We start from the raw sequence: 16,854 nt of genomic DNA on the forward strand, positions 1-16,854 counted from the left end.
CGGGACACGGGAATCTCCCGGGGTACTCGTGCGTTGTGAGAGGTGACGCGGCAGCTCAGAAGCTCCGCTTCCGCTCTGTCGCCGCCTATCGGAAACCCCCATCGACGTAAGGATCCAATGACCTCCTCTTCATCTTCTTCCCAGGACACTGAGCGCTTCGCGCACACCTACCCCGAAGGTCTTCGGGCCGATGCCCTGATGGAAGAGGACGTCGCCTGGAGCCACGAGATCGACGGAGAACGGGACGGGGAGCAGTTCGACCGCTCCGAGCGCGCGGCCCTGCGCCGCGTCGCGGGTCTCTCCACCGAACTCGAGGACGTCACCGAGGTCGAGTACCGCCAGCTCCGCCTGGAGCGGGTCGTGCTCGTCGGCGTGTGGACCTCGGGGACCGTACAGGACTCGGAGAACTCCCTCGCGGAGCTCGCCGCCCTCGCGGAGACCGCGGGCGCGGTCGTGCTCGACGGCGTGATCCAGCGCCGCGACAAGCCCGACGCGGCCACCTACATCGGCTCCGGCAAGGCCGAGGAGCTGCGGGACATCGTGCTCGAGACGGGCGCGGACACCGTCATCTGCGACGGTGAGCTCAGCCCCGGCCAGCTCATCCACCTCGAAGACGTCGTCAAGGTCAAGGTCATCGACCGTACGGCCCTGATCCTCGACATCTTCGCCCAGCACGCGAAGTCCCGAGAGGGCAAGGCGCAGGTCGCGCTGGCGCAGATGCAGTACATGCTGCCGAGGCTGCGCGGCTGGGGCCAGTCGCTGTCCCGTCAGATGGGCGGCGGCAAGGGCGGCGGCCTCGCCACCCGTGGTCCGGGTGAGACCAAGATCGAGACGGACCGGCGTCGGATCCGCGAGAAGATGGCGAAGATGCGCCGGGAGATCGCGGACATGAAGACCGGCCGCGAGATCAAGCGCCAGGAACGCAAGCGCCACAAGGTGCCGTCCGTCGCCATCGCGGGCTACACCAACGCCGGAAAGTCCTCGCTGCTCAACCGCCTCACGGGCGCGGGCGTGCTGGTCGAGAACTCCCTGTTCGCGACCCTCGACCCGACCGTGCGCCGGGCCGAGACCCCGAGCGGCCGCCTGTACACGCTGGCCGACACGGTCGGTTTCGTCCGGCACCTGCCGCACCACCTGGTCGAGGCGTTCCGCTCCACCATGGAGGAGGTCGGCGAGTCCGACCTGATCCTGCACGTGGTGGACGGCTCGCACCCGAACCCGGAGGAGCAGCTGGCCGCCGTGCGCGAGGTGATCAGGGACGTCGGAGCCACCGGCGTACCGGAGATCGTCGTGATCAACAAGGCGGACGCGGCCGACCCGCTGACGCTCCAGCGGCTGATGCGGATCGAGAAGCGTTCGATCGCTGTCTCGGCCCGTACCGGCCGGGGCATCGCCGAACTGCTCGCGCTGATCGACAACGAGCTGCCGCGGCCGTCGGTCGAGATCGAGGTCCTCGTGCCCTACACGCACGGCAAGCTGGTCGCGCGTGCCCACGACGAGGGCGAGGTGATCTCCGCGGAGCACACCCCGGAGGGCACGCTGCTCAAGGCGCGGGTGCACGAGGAACTGGCGGCGGAGCTGGCGCCGTACGTGCCGGCTCTGCTTCCCGCTCATGCGGCGGGGCCCCAGTAGCAACCAGGCGTGCGGGACCGTAGGCATCGACGCCAAGACGGGCCGCCGGTGGCGTAACGGCCGCCGCGCCGACGCAAGCGGAGGGCGGCATCCCCGGCTCAGCCGGCGGTGCCGCCCTCTGGCGTGTTCAGGTACCTGCGCCAGGTCGAACGGACTGCGTAGCCGACCGGCTGCGGGAGACGGCCACGGTCCGCGCGGCAGCGAGAGGCCGTCATCGTGAGTTCACCGTCGCCACCGACATCCGGTCCACTTCCGCAACCCCGTCGGCGTCTGGCAGCGCGCGACACGAACACGAACATGAACGGACTGCTGCGGTAGTACTCCCCGAGGGCACCGACCTGACCGTCCACACCCGCGACACCTCGACGCCGTCGCCGCCGAACTCAACGGCCGCCCACGCAGCATGCTCGGCTGGGAAACCCCAGCCGAGCGCCTGCATGAACTGTTCCCGGCCCAGCCGACACCACCACTGTTGCGACGCCCCCTGGAAAGCGCCGATCGGGCGGACCGGCCGGCACGGCTGCGGTGACTTCGACATGTCGGCGCCGGTGTCACCGACCGCCGCACATGCCGCAACGTCTGGCTAAGCCCTGCTACGTGCCGCTACGACCCGCTACGTCCTGCTCACGTCCGCGGGGAACGCCTGCCTGTCGGCGGGTCACTGGCCCGCGAACTTCCCGCTGACCGAGTCGTACACGCCCTTGGCCGCCTCGCCCAGACGGGGGCCGGCCAGCCAGCCCGCGCTCGCCGGGCCGATCGAGGTGTTGGACACCAGCGCCGGCTCGCCGCCCGAACCCGTGGCGACCCAGCCGCCGCCGGACGAACCGCCCGTCATGGTGCAGCCGATCCGGTACATCGTCGGATCCGACGCGGAGATCGACAGCCGACCCGGCTTGTCCTGGCACTGGTACATCGTCTCGCCGTCGAACGGCGCCGCCGCCGGATACCCGGTCGCCGTGATGCGGTCCAGCTGCGTCGCCGCCGGAGCGTTGAAGTCCACCGGAAGCGCTGAACCGACCGTCTCCTCCAGGGACTTGCCGTTGCCGCCCTGCTCCGGAGTCACATGGATGACCGCGAAGTCGTGCGCGGCGCCGTCACCGCCCGTCGCACCGCCCTGCTCGATCCACTGGTCAGAGGTCTGCGCCCAGTCACCCCACCAGACGCCGTACGGAGCGACCTCCTCCCGGGGGACGTTCTGCAGCTCCGCGGTCGTCCTGGCCTCGTCGTTGTACGAGGGCACGAAGGCGATGTTGCGGTACCAGCCGCCGCTCTTGCCGGCGTGCACACAGTGGCCGGCCGTCCACACCATGTTGGACTTACCGGGGTGGGCCGGGTCCTGCACAACCGTCGCCGAGCAGACCATCGTGCCCTCGGGGGAGTCGAAGAACACCTTGCCCGCCTCGGGGACGTTGTCGTGGTACGCGGGCGACACGGCCGTCGCGTCCACCGGCTCGGGCGTCGGATCCGTCACACCCTGCTCACCCGTGAGGTCGCTGTCCTCGACGGCGTTGTCCGGGTCCTCCGCCTTCCGCATCCGGTCCGGGTTCCACAGGCCCTCGATGATCGGGTTGATGTATTCGTCGGCCTCGCGCAGCCAGTCGTCCCGGTCCCAGTCCTTCCAGGCCCCGTTCTTCCACTTGTCGATGTCGATGCCGTGCTCTTTGAGCTTGTCCCTGAGGCTGTCCGGGATCTTGATCTTGCCGTCGCCCGTGGCGGCGGCGGAGGAGGCGGCCTCGCCGCCCGCCTCGGCATCACCGGAACCGCAGGCGGTGGCGGTGAGTGCGAGCGCCGACGCGAGTGCGACGGCGGCCAGGACGGGGGAGGTTCCGCGGCGCGTGTTCCTCCCCCGACGAGCGGTGAACGACGGCCGTATGGATCGCATGTCTGACTCCCCCTGGGTGGGCGAACGTGGTGCTGGGCCGTGATCCTCGGGCTGAACTCTGCCGGTCTCACACGGATCTGACACCGAGTTCATACCGGTCTCACGGACTTCGGGAACGGCCTCACACGATATGCCCCCGCCAGGGGTGACTTCCCACCGAACGGCAACGGTTTCGCTACGGGCTGTCTGACCTGGCAGCTTACGAGAATCGGTCCGCGAGATCGGCAGCCCTTCGGCCTTCTCGGTTCCCCTGAGCCTCTTCATCCCCCGGGCTTCGGTGCTGAGTTGTGGGACTTCCGTCATCTTCCGCGGGTTACGCGGCGTTCGGGCTTTCCCGTTGAATGGGGGAGAGACCAGGCATACAAGGGGTGGGGCGGGATGGAGCGCGTGCGGAAGATGCTGACCAGACCACTGGTCATCGGAGCGTTGGTGATGGCGGTCGTCGGAGGGGGCCTGGGGCTGTACTGGTTCCAGCCGTGGAAGCTGTGGCAGGACGAGACCGTCAACGAGGCCCTGCCGGGGGTCGTCGAGACTTCCGCGCCTCCCGCGGCGGCCTCGGCAACGCCTTCTGGAACCCCTCTTGGAACGCCGTCGGAAACGCCCTCCGCGTCGCCTTCCTCCTCGGCCGCAGGGCCGCAGGCACTTGCGAGCGGTGAGCTGATCAGTCACGAACACGCGACATCGGGCACGGTGAAGCTCGTCCGGCTGGCCGACGGCTCCCACATCGTCCGGCTGGAGAACCTCGACACCAGCAACGGTCCGGACCTGCGGGTCTGGCTGACCGACGCGCCGGTGAAGGAGGGCCAGGCGGGCTGGCACGTCTTCGACGACGGGGAGTACGTCAGCCTCGGCAAGCTCAAGGGCAACAAGGGAAGCCAGAACTACACCCTGCCCGACGGCATCGACCTGGCCCGCTACACCAGCGTCAGTATCTGGTGCGACCGTTTCGACGTGTCGTTCGGCGCCGCTGAACTGGCGCGTGCGTGATGCCGGGCAGACCGGCGGGGCGGCGGCGTGGCGGGGCTGCGCCGGCCAGGCGGCTTGCCGCGGGTCACGCAGGTCCGGTCCGGGTGTACAGCCCGCTTCGAGCCGGCTGACCGGCGGCACGGGCTCGGGCGCTGTCCTGCTACGGGCTGCACCTCGCGGTCGACCGCGTCGCACCCCGGCCGCCGGGGCGGCGGCGTGCTCCGGGCCGGCGGCGGGGTCCGGGAGGTCAGCCGTTCGCCGGACGCAGGACCAGGGAGACGAACCCCAGCAGGTCGCGATAGACACGCAGCCACTCGTCGCGATGGAGGGCGGCTGCCTCGAGTGCCTGGGCGCTGTCCGGGTCGTCCGGGTGGTCCAGGGCCCAGGAGGTCAGCGTCCCTGTCCAGGCCCACTCGTAGTCGTCGAGTTCCTGCCGGGTGCTGATATGCCCCTGGACGGGCGCCCATCCGTCCGCGACGATCCGGTCCAGCGTCGTCGGCAGGTCGGTGAACTCCCCGAGCAGGTCGACGGCCTCGGGTGAGGGCTCTCGGCCCCAGAACCCGTCTCCGACCAGAACGCGCCCCCCGGGGGCCAGGTGTTTGCGTGCTGCCGCGAGTGTGGGGAGCAGGCCGCCGAAGGCGTGCGTGGCTCCCACGCACAGCACCAGATCGAAGCCGTGGGAGGGGGCGAACAGCGCGGCGTCCTGACGGTGGAGGACCAAGCGGTCCTGGACACCGAGCCGTTGCGCGGCCCTGAGTGCGTGCGCCAGTGACACCTCGGAGACGTCGACTCCCTCGGCCCGCAGCCGTGGGCGCGAGCTCAGGGCACGCAGCAGCCATTCCCCACCGCCGCAGCCGAGGTCGAGTACGCGCTCGTCACCGCGTGGGAGACCGTGGTCCAGCAGTCGGCGTACGGAGTCGTCGTCGAGCGGGGCCGCGATCGGATGATCCGCGTGAGCACGCCTGGAGATCAGTTGTCGGTCCATCGGCGGAGCCTGACACGCCGAGTTGCCCGCCCGCACGCGATTTCGGGTAGCCCGTGCCGGGGTGCGCGCCGGCAGGCCAACAAGAGCCCCGAACTTGGGCGGGCGTGGCACGGACCGGACCGGACCGGACCGGACCGGACCGGACCGGACCGGACCCGGCAAGGGATCACCCCGCCGTGGCCGGTGCCTGCGCGTGCTTGCGGACCAGGGTCGGCCGGCCATCCGCGACCTGGAGGCCGCGATCATCCAGCTGTACGTGTTGCCGGTCCTCCCGCGCAGGTCGTCCGCAGCCCGGCGGCCCGCAGGCAGCAGCCCGGGCCGTAGCCCGCGGAGCCGGTCGATCTGTCGAGCCGGTCGATCTGCCGCGTCCCGAAGTCGGCCGGCTCCGCTCGCTCCCGGGCCGGGCCGGGCGGGTCCGGGCCGACGGTGCGTGATGGTCGGCCGCGCTACGTGAAGGACCGAAGGCGCAGGCTGTTGGTGACGACGAAGACCGACGAGAAGGCCATGGCCGCACCGGCGATCATGGGGTTGAGCAGGCCGGCGGCGGCGAGCGGCAGGGCCGCGACGTTGTAGCCGAAGGCCCAGAACAGGTTGCCCTTGATGATGGCCAGGGTCCTGCGGGAGAGGCGGATGGCGTCCGCCGCGACTCGGAGATCACCGCGGACGAGGGTCAGGTCACCCGCCTCGACGGCCGCGTCCGTGCCGGTCCCCATGGCCAGGCCCAGGTCGGCCTGGGCGAGGGCGGCCGCGTCGTTGACACCGTCACCGACCATCGCGACCGTCCGGCCCTCGGCCTGGAGTCGCTTGACCACATCGACCTTGTCCTGGGGGAGGACGTCGGCGATGACCTCGTCGATGCCGACGGCCTCGGCCACCGCGTCGGCGACCGTCCGGTTGTCGCCGGTCAGGAGCACGGGCATCAGGCCCAGTCGGCGCAGCTCCGCCACCGCCTCGCCGCTGGTCTCCTTGATGGCGTCGGCGACGGTGAGGACACCGCGTGCCTGGCCGTCCCAGGCGACAGCGACCGCCGTACGTCCCTCCGCCTCCGCGGCGGCCTTGGCCTCGGACAGTTCCCGGGGCAGCTCGATGGCCCATTCCGCCAGGAGCTTCTCGCGCCCGACGAGGACGGCGTGCCCGTCGACGACACCCTGGACCCCGAGGCCTGCGACGTTCTCGAAGCTCTCCGGCACGGGCAGGCTCCCGGCCCGCTCCACGGCCCCGGCCGCCACGGCCCGGGCGATGGGGTGCTCGGAGGCGTGCTCCAGCGCGCCCGCCAGCCGCAGCAGTTCGGCCCGGTCCGTTCCCGGCGCCGCGAAGACGTCCTGCAACTGCATCCGGCCCGTGGTCACCGTGCCGGTCTTGTCGAGGACGACGGTGTCGACGCGGCGCGTGGATTCCAGGACCTCCGGCCCTTTGATGAGGATGCCGAGCTGGGCACCGCGGCCCGTGCCGACCATCAGTGCGGTCGGCGTCGCGAGCCCGAGGGCGCACGGGCAGGCGATGATCAGAACGGCCACGGCGGCCGTGAACGCGGCGGTCGGGTCACCCGTGAGTCCGAGCCAGGCCCCGAGGGTGGCGGCGGCGATCAGCAGCACCACGGGCACGAAGACGCCGGAGATCCGGTCCGCGAGACGCTGCACCTCGGCCTTGCCGTTCTGCGCGTCCTCGACGAGCTTCGCCATGTGGGCGAGCTGGGTGTCGGCGCCGATCCGGGTCGCCTCGACGACCAGGCGCCCGCCGGCGTTCACGGTCGCCCCGGTCACCGCGTCGCCGACGGTCACGTCCACCGGCACGGACTCGCCTGTCAGCATGGAGGCGTCCACCGCCGACACGCCCTCGACGACGGTCCCGTCGGTCGCGATCTTCTCCCCCGGACGTACGACGAACCGGTCACCGACTGCCAACTGCGCGACCGGAATGCGTACCTCCGTGCCGCCCCGCAGCACCGACACGTCCTTCACGCCCAGTTCCATCAGTGCCCTGAGCGCGGCACCCGCCTTGCGCTTGGACCTCGCCTCCAGATAGCGCCCGGCGAGAATGAAGGTGGTGACGCCGGCCGCGGCCTCCAGGTAGATGGACGACGAGCCGTCCGAGCGGCTGATGGTGAACTCGAATCCGTGGCGCATGCCCGGCATCCCGGCGTCCCCGAAGAACAGCGCCCACAGTGACCAGCCCAGGGCGGCGAGCGTGCCGATGGACACCAGCGTGTCCATGGTCGCGCCACCGTGCCGGACATTCGTCCACGCCGCCCTGTGAAAGGGGAACGCGCCCCATACGACGACCGGAGCGGCGAGCGTCAGCGACAGCCACTGCCAGTTGTCGAACTGCAGATCCGGGACCATCGCCATCAGGACCACCGGTACCGAGAGCGCGAGCGACACGTACAGGCGCTGCCGCAGGGAGAGCAACTCCCCGTCCGCGGCGGGAGCGGCCGACCGGACGTCGCCCTCCGCACCGGCGGGGGGCGACGGCGGGGGCGGCCTCTTCGCCGTGTATCCGGTCTTCTCGACGGTGGCGATGAGATCGGCCACCTCGATCCCGTCCGCGTAGGAGATCCTCGCCTTCTCCGTGGCGAAGTTGACGGTTGCCGTGACGCCGTCCATCCGGTTGAGCTTCTTCTCGACACGGGCCGCGCACGAGGCGCAGGTCATGCCACCGATGGAGAGCTCGACCTCAGGGGCGGCGCGGGGGGCCGTGCCGGGACGCGTCTGCTCGGGAACCGTGCTGGGCATGGGGGATTCTCCTGGGGAAGGCCGGGACGTACGGCGTCCGTATCAGCGGTGCGGCGCGTCCCGGCGCGGAGGTCATCGCGTGGTCCGGTCCGGGGTCAGGTGCCCCGGACGGGGTCACACCGTGCCGACGAGCTCGTAACCCGCCTCGTCGACGGCGGCGCGGACGGTCTCTTCGTCGAGCGGGTCGGCGGAGGTGACGGTCACTTCACCCGTCTTGGCGTCCGCCTTGACCGAGGCGACGCCGTCCAGCGCGGACACTTCCTGCGAGACCGCGCCTTCGCAGTGGCCGCAGGTCATGCCGGTCACCTTGTAGACGGTCGTGACCCCACCGGACCGGGCGTCGGCCGTGGTGCCGGAGTCGGAGTTCTTCTGGTCGGTCATGGCTTCTTCCTCGGGTGTCGATGCGTGGGCTGCTTCCGGGAGGGAGTCGTCCCCGCCCTCCTGGCAAGGTCAACCATATACCCCCTCGGGGTATTCCTGAAGTGAGACTCCGGGGGAGAAGTCCCGTCCGGCCCGGAATCTCCCTGGCGGGCGTTCGTGTGGGGGGCGGGGTGGCGGCCGGCTGTGCGTCGCCTTGCCTGCGGGCCGGCGCCGCGTGCCGCGCACGATGGTCGCCCGCCCGACGGTCTCCCGCACGCTGCGGAAGGGCTGCCACGGCGCGGTACGTGACGCCGGCGAGCGCCATCAAACGATGGACCGGCTGGATTCCGAGGCAACCCGTAACCCGGCGTGCGGCCCGGGGTTGGTAGCGGTGGGGGCTTGGTGCCGACGGTGGTCGGTCCGATCCCCCGTGTCCGAATACCCGGCGATTTCGAGTGAAGGCCCGCGGGGGTGCGTATGTCGGGTCGGGCGAGGACGCGAGAGACCGCACGCCCTGGACAGCGGGAGAACGGGGAAAACCGTGGCCGTGACCGAGACTGTGCCCGGGGAGGCCGCGGTGGCCGAGACCGAGGAGGCCGCCGCCGCACCAGGTGTTGCCACCGCCTCTGTTCTTGGAGAGGGCGCCACCGCCGCACGTGGTGATGCCGCCGATGCTCATGAGGATGCCGCCACCACCACGGCCACGCCTGAAGCGGCCGGCAAGCCGGACGAGATCAGCAAGGCAGACGAGGTTGGCAAGGCGGACGAGGCCGGTAGCGCCTCCAAGGCCGGCGAGGCGTGTGCTGATGTGGGACGCACCGGTAGGGGTGCCGGGGCGTCCGCAGGCGTGCGTTCTGCGTACGAGGGAGATCTGAGGCGTCAGTCGGCGTGCGAGCCTGCGGCGCGCACCTACGCGCGTGCCCTGCCGATCGTCCCGGTGCGGGCACGCGGGCTGACCATCGAGGGCGCGGACGGCCGCCGTTACCTTGACTGCGTCTCGGGCGCGGGGACCCTGGCACTCGGGCACAACCACCCCGTTGTCCTGGAGGCGATCCGGAGAGTCCTCGACTCGGGGGCACCGCTGCACGCCCTCGATCTGGCCACCCCCGTCAAGGACGCCTTCCTCACCGAACTGTTCCGCACCCTGCCGCCCGGGCTCGCCGACCGCGCGCGGGTGCAGTTCTGCGGACCGTCCGGAGCGGACGCGGTGGAGGCCGCGTTCAAGCTCGTCCGTTCCGCGACCGGCCGCAGCGACCTGCTCGCCTTCGCCGGCGCCCACCGCGGCGTGACCGCCGCGGCACTGGGAGCGTCCGGAGCCGCTTTCGCCGGACGGGTCACACGCCTGCCCTATCCGCAGGACTACCACTGTCCGTTCGGCGTCGGCGGGGAGCACGGCGCTGAACTTGCCGCCCGCTGGACCGAGTCCGCCCTCGACGATCCCCGGTCGGGGACGCCACTGCCCGCCGGGATGATCCTCGAACCCGTGCAGGACGAGGGCGGGGTGATTCCCGCGCCGGACGCGTGGATGCGACGCGTGCGGCAGATCACCGCGGCACGGTCCATCCCCCTGATCGCCGACGAGATCCAGACCGGCGTGGGTCGCACCGGCGCCTTCTGGGCGGTGGAGCACAGCGGTGTCACCCCTGACGTGATGGTCCTCTCCAAGGCCATCGGCGGCAGCCTGCCCCTGGCCGTCATCGTGTACCGCGACGACCTCGGCGTGGGGGAGCCCCGGCCACACGGGGACATGTTCCGCGGCAACCAACTCGCCATGGCCGCGGGGACGGCGACCTTGGCCTACGTCCGCGAGAACCGCCTTGCCGAACGCGCGGCCACGCTGGGCGCCCGCATGCTGACCCGACTCCGGGAACTGGCGACCGCGTTTCCGCTGATCGGCGATGTGCGGGGGCGCGGGCTGATGATCGGCCTGGAGATCGTGGACACGGCGGGGAAGGAGCGGGGTGTCAAGAGCGGTGGGGGTGACGGCGCCAGCGAGATCGACGGGGCTGGCGGTGGTGAGACGCACCGGTCGGCCGATGGCGGCGTCAGCGATGTCAGCGGTGACGAAGACCCTTGGGCCGACCGCTGTGGTGACGCCTGGGCCGAGCCGGAGCTGCCTCCCCACGCCACCACCGCGCCTCGCCCACCTGCTCCGGAACTCGCGGCCGCTGTGCAGCGGGAGTGTCTGCGCAGGGGCCTGATCGTCGAGCTCGGCGGCCATCACACGAGCGTCGTACGGCTGCTTCCGCCGCTGACGATCAGCGACGAACAGGCGACCGCGGTGCTGGACCGACTGGCCGACGCCGTGGAGACGGTGGCCCGCAGCCACGCACACGGCGACCAACGACGCCCCCGGTGATCGTGACGATGCCCAGGCGTTGCGCCTGCACCGGGACCCATGCCTGCGCGTCCTCCCGGACGCACCCCGCGCCGACTGACTCGCCCCGACCATCGCTCACCTCCGACCGAACTCCCGGACTTCTGCAACACCCGAACCCATGGCGCGTCCCCACACCGGTACGACGCCGCCCCGTTCCGCCTTTACGAACCAGGCCCACCTCCCGCCCGCTCGAACCAGACCCACCCCGAGGGAACACGTTGTGAACGCCGGCTCCGTCCCCGACGACACTGCCCCCGCCGTCCTCCCGTCACGAGGACCTTCGGGCTCAGCCTCGCCAAGCTCCACCGACGGAGACGAAATGGTCCTCCGCCAGGCAGCACCCGTCGCCCCCGCCCCGACCGCCACGCCGCCCGACCGGCGAACAACGGCGTCCTGTCTCCAAGCCGCAGCCTCCCCAGGAGCGGACAGACCTGCTCAGACGGGGATGTTCCAGATGCCCCAGACATCCCGCGCTCAGCGAAGCAACCCGGCGGCCCAGCCGTCCCACACCGTCGGCCCCGACCTCCTGCTGCATCCCGATCCGCACACCGCAGCTGAGGCCGCAGGCGTGGAGAGCCTGTTGCGCTGCTGGGTACGCGAGGCTCACCTCCCAGCTCACCTCCCCGTCCCCGACAACGGCGTCCTCCGCATCCCGCTCCCGGCCAGCGGAACGGCCCTTCTCGTCCCCGTCCAGTACTGGTCCCCGACGGGATGGCACCGCTTCGGTCTCCCGCACTTCGCCGGCACTCCTGACGAGTCCCCGGTGGCCGACGCGGTGACGGTCGCCGCGCTGCTCGCCAGGGAGACAGCGCCCACCGATGAGTCGGCGCTCGTCAGAGGGACACCGCTTCCCCAGGAAGCGCCGAGCACCCCAGCCCTGAACCTCGAGATCGCCGGCCGTACCGCAAAGACCCAGGAGTCGACCGCCGCCCCCGGTCCGCCGCTCGACCTCCCGGCGCCTTCCGGCTCCACCACCATCACGCCTCCGATCCCACCCACGGCCACCACGGTCACCCCTGCGACAGGCACGGTCCTCCCCGCGACCGGTGCCGCCGCTGCAAGCACTCCCCGGGGCCTCGCCCAGCCGGTCGTCCGCACCGGAGCCACCGATCTCATCGCGAGCGTGGCTGACTCCGTCCGCCGAACCGGTGCCATCCTGAGCGAGCGAAGGAAGCACCCAGCCGACATCCCCGACCTCTTCCTCGCGGCCGAACAGGCCCTCGTGCTCGGACACCCTCTGCACCCGACCTCGAAGAGCCGTGAGGGTCTCTCCGAAGCCGAGGCCCGGCTGTACTCGCCCGAAGTGCGGGGCTCCTTCCCCTTGCACTGGTTGGCTGTCGCCCCCTCCGTACTGGCCACCGACTCGGCCTGGACCGAGCGTGGCCGCCTGGTCCCCGCCGATCAGCTGACGGCACGTCTCGCCGGAACCGGGCTGCCGCTGCCCGACGGTCACGCGGCCCTGCCCCTGCACCCGTGGCAACTCCGCGAGGTCCGGCACCGCCCCGAGGTCGCGGCCCTGTTCGACGCCGGACTCCTCCAGGACCTCGGCACCCACGGCGTTCCATGGCACCCCACCTCCTCTCTGCGAACCGTCCACCGCTCCCACGCACCCGCCATGCTCAAGCTGTCGCTGGGCCTGCGCATCACCAACTCCCGTCGCGAGCACCTCCGCAAGGAACTCCACCGTGGTGTGGAGGTCCATCGGTTGCTCCGCAGCGGCCTGGTCCACCAGTGGCAGGCCGTCCACCCCGGGTTCGACATCGTCCGAGACCCGGCCTGGCTCGCCGTCGACGGACCGGACGGCAAGCCCGTGCCCGGACTGGACGTGATGATCCGGCACAACCCGTTCAGTCCCTCGGACGACGTCTCCTGCGTCGCCGGACTCGTCTCACCCCGCCCACAGGTCCCACAGGCCGCCACAGAACGCCGGACCGCTGACCGTCCGGTTCTGCGATCACGCCTGACCGAAATCGTCACTCGCCTTGCCGGCCGGACCGGCCGCAGCCGGGAAGCCGTTGCCGCCGAGTGGTTCCTGCGCTATCTCGAACAGGTGGTCCGTCCGGTGCTGTGGCTGGACGCGGAGGCCGGCATCGCCCTGGAGGCGCACCAGCAGAACACGCTGCTCCTGCTGGACGGCGACGGCTGGCCCTCCGGCGGCCGTTACCGCGACAACCAGGGCTACTACTTCCGCGAGTCCCGACGCGGGGAACTCGACGCCCGACTGCGCGGGATCGGCGAACACAGCGACACCTTCGTCTCCGACGAGGTCACCGACGAGCGGTTCGTGTACTACCTCGCGATCAACAACGTCTTCGGTCTCATCGGCGCGTTCGGCTCCCAGTGCCTGGCCGACGAACGGCTGCTGCTCGCCGGCCTCCGCCGCTTCCTCCAGACAGTCACCTCCGGTCCCGTCCGCCTGCGCGGCGACCTGCCCGCCCGCCTGCTCGACTCACCCGTTCTGCGCTGCAAGGCCAATCTGCTGACCCGACTGAACGGACTCGACGAACTGGTCGGCCCGGTGGACACCCAGTCCGTCTACGTCACCATCGCCAACCCCCTGTACTCCTGAGTGCCATAGCCGCCACCGCAAACCCCCGCGTTCACGAGCCCTACCTCCGGACCTCCGGCAACCGCAAACCTCCTGCGTTCCCGAGCGGTACATCTGGCCGCCGCACCCCCTCCCGAGAAACATGACCACTCCGCAGCCTGAGAGGAGCACCGCCGTGCCTCCCACCGACGCGAACGCCAACACGCAGGAACTGCGGCTGCCCGACGAGTTCTCCCCGCTCCTCACCGAGGCGGGAACCGTCACTGACTGCGTACCGACCCCGACTCCGGGCCCCGCACCCACCACTCCCGTGGGCCCGGCACCGATCCCTACCGTGCGCGCCACAAGCCCCCCTTCCGTCTTCCCGAGAACTGATGACCTGCTCGACCACATCGTCGACTGGGGGCCTGTCGCCACCCCAGCGGGCGAGTTCCGCCTGGTCCCCGTCCGCCTGGAACGGGATCTAGCGCTGGTCAGCCGGTGGATGAACGACCCCGCAGTCGCCGAGTTCTGGGAAATGGCCGGGCCTCGGACCGTCACCGAGGAGCACCTACGGGCCCAAAGCGACGGCGACGGACGCAGCGTCCCGTGTCTCGGTGTGCTGGACGGCAGGCCGATGAGCTACTGGGAGATCTACCGCGCGGACCTCGATGCCCTGGCCCGTCACTATCCCGCCCGTCCTCACGACATCGGTATCCACCTCCTCGTCGGCGGTGTCACCGACCGGGGGCGAGGTATCGGCAGCACGCTGCTCAAGTCCGTCGCCGATCTCGTGCTCGACAAACGCTCTTCCTGTGCCCGCCTCGTCGCGGAACCCGACCTTCGCAACACGCCCTCCCTCGCCGCTTTCCTCCATGCCGGATTCCGCTTCTCCGCCGAGGTCGACCTGCCCGCCAAGCGGGCCGCCCTCATGCTGCGAGACCGGTCCCTGCGCCATCTCCTGTAACGCCACGTCGCAGCGTCATCACTTTTGGTACACCGCTCGCGCCGATCCGGTTCCCACTCGCCTCCGGCCGATTTCCAGCCGAGTCGGTCCGAGCCCTACACAGCTCCACGACCTGAGCCGTGACCAGCGTGATCTCCGCGACAGTCGAGCCCCCGGCTCAGGCCCCGCCGACTCATCACCGGACGAAAACGAAGCGATCCCGACCCGCAAGCGATCCGGCCCCGTCCCCGAACTCGCCGAGCTCGGCCGCCGCCGGACCGATCCGATCCCCTCGCGAGGAGAACCCGGTCTTGATCCCACCCCTGGTCACCGACTTGATCGCCCGTTTGTCAGTGCCGGGCCGTAGGGTGGTCGCGCTATGACGAAGCCCTCACTCCCCGAACTCCTGCATGCTGCCGTCACTGCCGTCGGCGGCACGGAGCGCCCTGGCCAGGTGACCATGGCCGAAGCCGTCGCGAACGCGATCGACGACGGCTCCCATCTGCTGGTCCAGGCCGGCACCGGCACCGGAAAGTCGCTGGGCTATCTCGTGCCCGCGCTCGCGCACGGGGAACGCGTCGTCGTGGCGACCGCCACTCTGGCGCTGCAACGCCAGCTGGTGGAGCGCGACCTGCCACGCACGGTCGATGCGCTGCACCCGCTGCTGCGCCGCCGCCCGGAATTCGCGATGCTCAAGGGCAGGTCGAACTACCTGTGTCTGCACCGCCTGCACGAGGGCGTCCCGCAGGACGAGGAGGAGGGGCTCTTCGACCAGTTCGAGGCCGCGGCTCCCACCAGCAAGCTGGGCCAGGACCTGCTGCGGCTGCGCGAATGGTCGGACGAGACCGAGACCGGTGACCGTGACAACCTCACGCCGGGTGTCTCCGACCGGGCCTGGGCCCAGGTGTCGGTCTCCTCGCGGGAGTGCCTCGGCGCCACGAAGTGCGCCTACGGTGCCGAGTGCTTCGCCGAGATGTCCCGGGAGCGAGCCAAGCTCGCCGACGTCGTCGTCACCAACCACGCCCTGCTCGCGATCGACGCGATCGAGGGCGCCCCGGTCCTGCCGCAGCACGAGGTGCTGATCGTCGACGAGGCGCACGAACTCGTCTCCCGGGTCACCGGAGTCGCCACCGGCGAGCTCACGCCCGGACAGGTCAACCGCGCGGTGCGGCGGGCGGCGAAGCTGGTCAACGAGAAGGCGGCCGACCAGCTCCAGACCGCTGCCGAGGGCTTCGAGCGGCTGATGGAACTGGCGCTGCCCGGCCGCCTGGAGGAGATTCCGGAGGACCTCGGCTACGCGCTCATGGCGCTGCGTGATGCCTGCCGCACCGTGATCTCCGGAATCGGTGCCACCCGCGACAAGTCGGTCCAGGACGAGGACGCGGTCCGCAAGCAGGCGCTGGCCTCCGTGGAGAGCGTGCACGACGTGGCGGAGCGGATCACGAACGGCTCCGAGTGGGACGTCGTCTGGTACGAGCGGCACGACCGCTTCGGTGCCTCCCTGCGCGTCGCCCCCATGTCCGTGTCCGGTCTGCTGAGGGAGAAGCTCTTCGCGGACCGTTCGGTGGTCCTGACGTCCGCGACCCTCAAGCTCGGCGGCGACTTCAACGGCGTCGGTGCTTCGCTGGGCCTCGCTCCCGAGGGCACGGAAGGCGAGGACGTTCCGCAGTGGAAGGGCGTCGACGTCGGCTCGCCCTTCGACTATCCCCGGCAGGGCATCCTGTACGTCGCCAAGCACCTGGCCCGCCCGGCGCGGGACGGCGACCGCGCGGACATGCTCGACGAGCTCACCGAGCTGATCCAGGCGGCAGGCGGCCGCACGCTCGGCCTGTTCTCCTCGATGCGGGGCGCCCAGTTGGCCGCGGAGGAACTGCGCTCCCGGATCCCCGAGTTCCCGATCCTCCTTCAGGGCGAGGAGACACTCGGCGAACTGATCAAGAACTTCGCGGCGGATCCGAAGACCTGTCTCTTCGGCACGCTGTCGCTCTGGCAGGGCGTCGATGTCCCCGGGCCCAGCTGTCAGCTGGTCGTCATGGACAAGATCCCGTTCCCGCGACCGGACGACCCGCTGATGAGCGCCCGCCAGAAGGCGGTGGAGGATGCCGGCGGCAACGGCTTCATGGCGGTCGCCGCCACCCACGCGGCGCTGCTCATGGCCCAGGGTGCCGGCCGGCTCGTACGGGCGTCCGGGGACCGTGGCGTCGTCGCCGTCCTGGACCAGCGGTTGGCTACCGCACGGTACGGGAGTTATCTGAAGGCGTCACTGCCGGACTTCTGGTACACCACGGACGGTAACCAGGTCCGGAAGTCGCTGGCCTCGATCGACGCGGTGGCGAAGCGACAGGAATCCGACTGACAAACCGCGTCCGGCCCGGGCAGGCGGCAGCTCTCCAGGCCGGACGCGAATCGGGCCTAGGCGAGTCTGACACCGAAAACACAGGGCC

10 protein-coding genes and 1 pseudogene are annotated in these 16,854 nt (G+C 70.7%); 7 read left to right on the plus strand and 4 right to left on the minus strand.

Annotation, left to right across the window (positions count from 1 at the left end):
• The first annotated feature begins 117 nt into the window (after window positions 1–117).
• Window positions 118–1,632, plus strand: coding sequence for a GTPase HflX (hflX, locus tag QQS16_RS29775; RefSeq protein WP_286065130.1), 1,515 nt, complete (start codon window positions 118–120; stop codon window positions 1,630–1,632).
• Between the two features lie 212 nt (window positions 1,633–1,844).
• A pseudogene (locus QQS16_RS29780) lies at window positions 1,845–2,086 on the plus strand (transposase); the annotation flags it as partial.
• 204 nt (window positions 2,087–2,290) lie between these two features.
• Here the strand turns inward: QQS16_RS29780 and QQS16_RS29785 are convergent.
• Window positions 2,291–3,514 (minus strand): trypsin-like serine peptidase, encoded by a 1,224-nt coding sequence (locus tag QQS16_RS29785; RefSeq protein WP_286065131.1) that lies wholly within the window; start codon window positions 3,512–3,514, stop codon window positions 2,291–2,293.
• Between the two features lie 378 nt (window positions 3,515–3,892).
• Between QQS16_RS29785 and QQS16_RS29790 the strand changes: the two genes are divergently transcribed.
• Window positions 3,893–4,501, plus strand: coding sequence for a DM13 domain-containing protein (locus QQS16_RS29790; protein WP_286065132.1), 609 nt, complete (start codon window positions 3,893–3,895; stop codon window positions 4,499–4,501).
• Window positions 4,502–4,727: 226 nt separating this feature from the next.
• Here QQS16_RS29790 and QQS16_RS29795 read toward each other — a convergent pair whose 3' ends face one another.
• From QQS16_RS29795 to QQS16_RS29805, 3 genes are all read right to left on the minus strand, one after another.
• Complete coding sequence (locus tag QQS16_RS29795; RefSeq protein WP_286065133.1) at window positions 4,728–5,465, minus strand: SAM-dependent methyltransferase; 738 nt, start codon at window positions 5,463–5,465, stop codon at window positions 4,728–4,730.
• A 446-nt stretch (window positions 5,466–5,911) separates the two neighbouring features.
• Complete coding sequence (locus QQS16_RS29800; protein ID WP_286065134.1) at window positions 5,912–8,197, minus strand: heavy metal translocating P-type ATPase; 2,286 nt, start codon at window positions 8,195–8,197, stop codon at window positions 5,912–5,914.
• 114 nt (window positions 8,198–8,311) lie between these two features.
• Window positions 8,312–8,578 carry a heavy-metal-associated domain-containing protein gene (locus QQS16_RS29805; protein WP_286065135.1) on the minus strand — a complete coding sequence of 89 codons (267 nt, stop codon included), beginning with the start codon at window positions 8,576–8,578 and terminating at the stop codon, window positions 8,312–8,314.
• A 787-nt stretch (window positions 8,579–9,365) separates the two neighbouring features.
• On the opposite strand from QQS16_RS29805, the gene QQS16_RS29810 reads away from it, so the two are divergent.
• The 4 genes from QQS16_RS29810 to QQS16_RS29825 all read left to right on the plus strand — a co-directional run bounded on the left by QQS16_RS29810 (window position 9,366) and on the right by QQS16_RS29825 (window position 16,766).
• Window positions 9,366–10,916, plus strand: coding sequence for an aminotransferase class III-fold pyridoxal phosphate-dependent enzyme (locus tag QQS16_RS29810; protein WP_286066501.1), 1,551 nt, complete (start codon window positions 9,366–9,368; stop codon window positions 10,914–10,916).
• A gap of 475 nt (window positions 10,917–11,391) precedes the next feature.
• Window positions 11,392–13,506 carry an IucA/IucC family protein gene (locus tag QQS16_RS29815; protein ID WP_286065136.1) on the plus strand — a complete coding sequence of 705 codons (2,115 nt, stop codon included), beginning with the start codon at window positions 11,392–11,394 and terminating at the stop codon, window positions 13,504–13,506.
• A gap of 154 nt (window positions 13,507–13,660) precedes the next feature.
• Window positions 13,661–14,431: a GNAT family N-acetyltransferase gene (locus QQS16_RS29820; RefSeq protein WP_502963860.1), complete on the plus strand. Its 771-nt coding sequence runs from the start codon at window positions 13,661–13,663 to the stop codon at window positions 14,429–14,431.
• Between the two features lie 358 nt (window positions 14,432–14,789).
• Entirely contained in the window at window positions 14,790–16,766 is a 1,977-nt protein-coding gene (locus QQS16_RS29825; protein ID WP_286065138.1) for an ATP-dependent DNA helicase, read from the plus strand.
• Window positions 16,767–16,854 lie beyond the last annotated feature (88 nt).

Source organism: Streptomyces sp. ALI-76-A (assembly GCF_030287445.1).
Lineage (GTDB): Bacteria > Actinomycetota > Actinomycetes > Streptomycetales > Streptomycetaceae > Streptomyces.

What these genes read in the sequence shown, in the direction of transcription:
- QQS16_RS29815 (WP_286065136.1), top strand. Translation starts at nt 11,392, where the DNA reads ATGCCCCAGACATCCCGCGCTCAGCGAAGCAACCCGGCGGCCCAGCCG.
- QQS16_RS29785 (WP_286065131.1), bottom strand. Translation starts at nt 3,514, where the DNA reads ATGCGATCCATACGGCCGTCGTTCACCGCTCGTCGGGGGAGGAACACG.
- QQS16_RS29790 (WP_286065132.1), top strand. Translation starts at nt 3,893, where the DNA reads ATGGAGCGCGTGCGGAAGATGCTGACCAGACCACTGGTCATCGGAGCG.
- QQS16_RS29800 (WP_286065134.1), bottom strand. Translation starts at nt 8,197, where the DNA reads ATGCCCAGCACGGTTCCCGAGCAGACGCGTCCCGGCACGGCCCCCCGC.
- hflX (WP_286065130.1), top strand. Translation starts at nt 118, where the DNA reads ATGACCTCCTCTTCATCTTCTTCCCAGGACACTGAGCGCTTCGCGCAC.
- QQS16_RS29795 (WP_286065133.1), bottom strand. Translation starts at nt 5,465, where the DNA reads ATGGACCGACAACTGATCTCCAGGCGTGCTCACGCGGATCATCCGATC.
- QQS16_RS29825 (WP_286065138.1), top strand. Translation starts at nt 14,790, where the DNA reads ATGACGAAGCCCTCACTCCCCGAACTCCTGCATGCTGCCGTCACTGCC.
- QQS16_RS29805 (WP_286065135.1), bottom strand. Translation starts at nt 8,578, where the DNA reads ATGACCGACCAGAAGAACTCCGACTCCGGCACCACGGCCGACGCCCGG.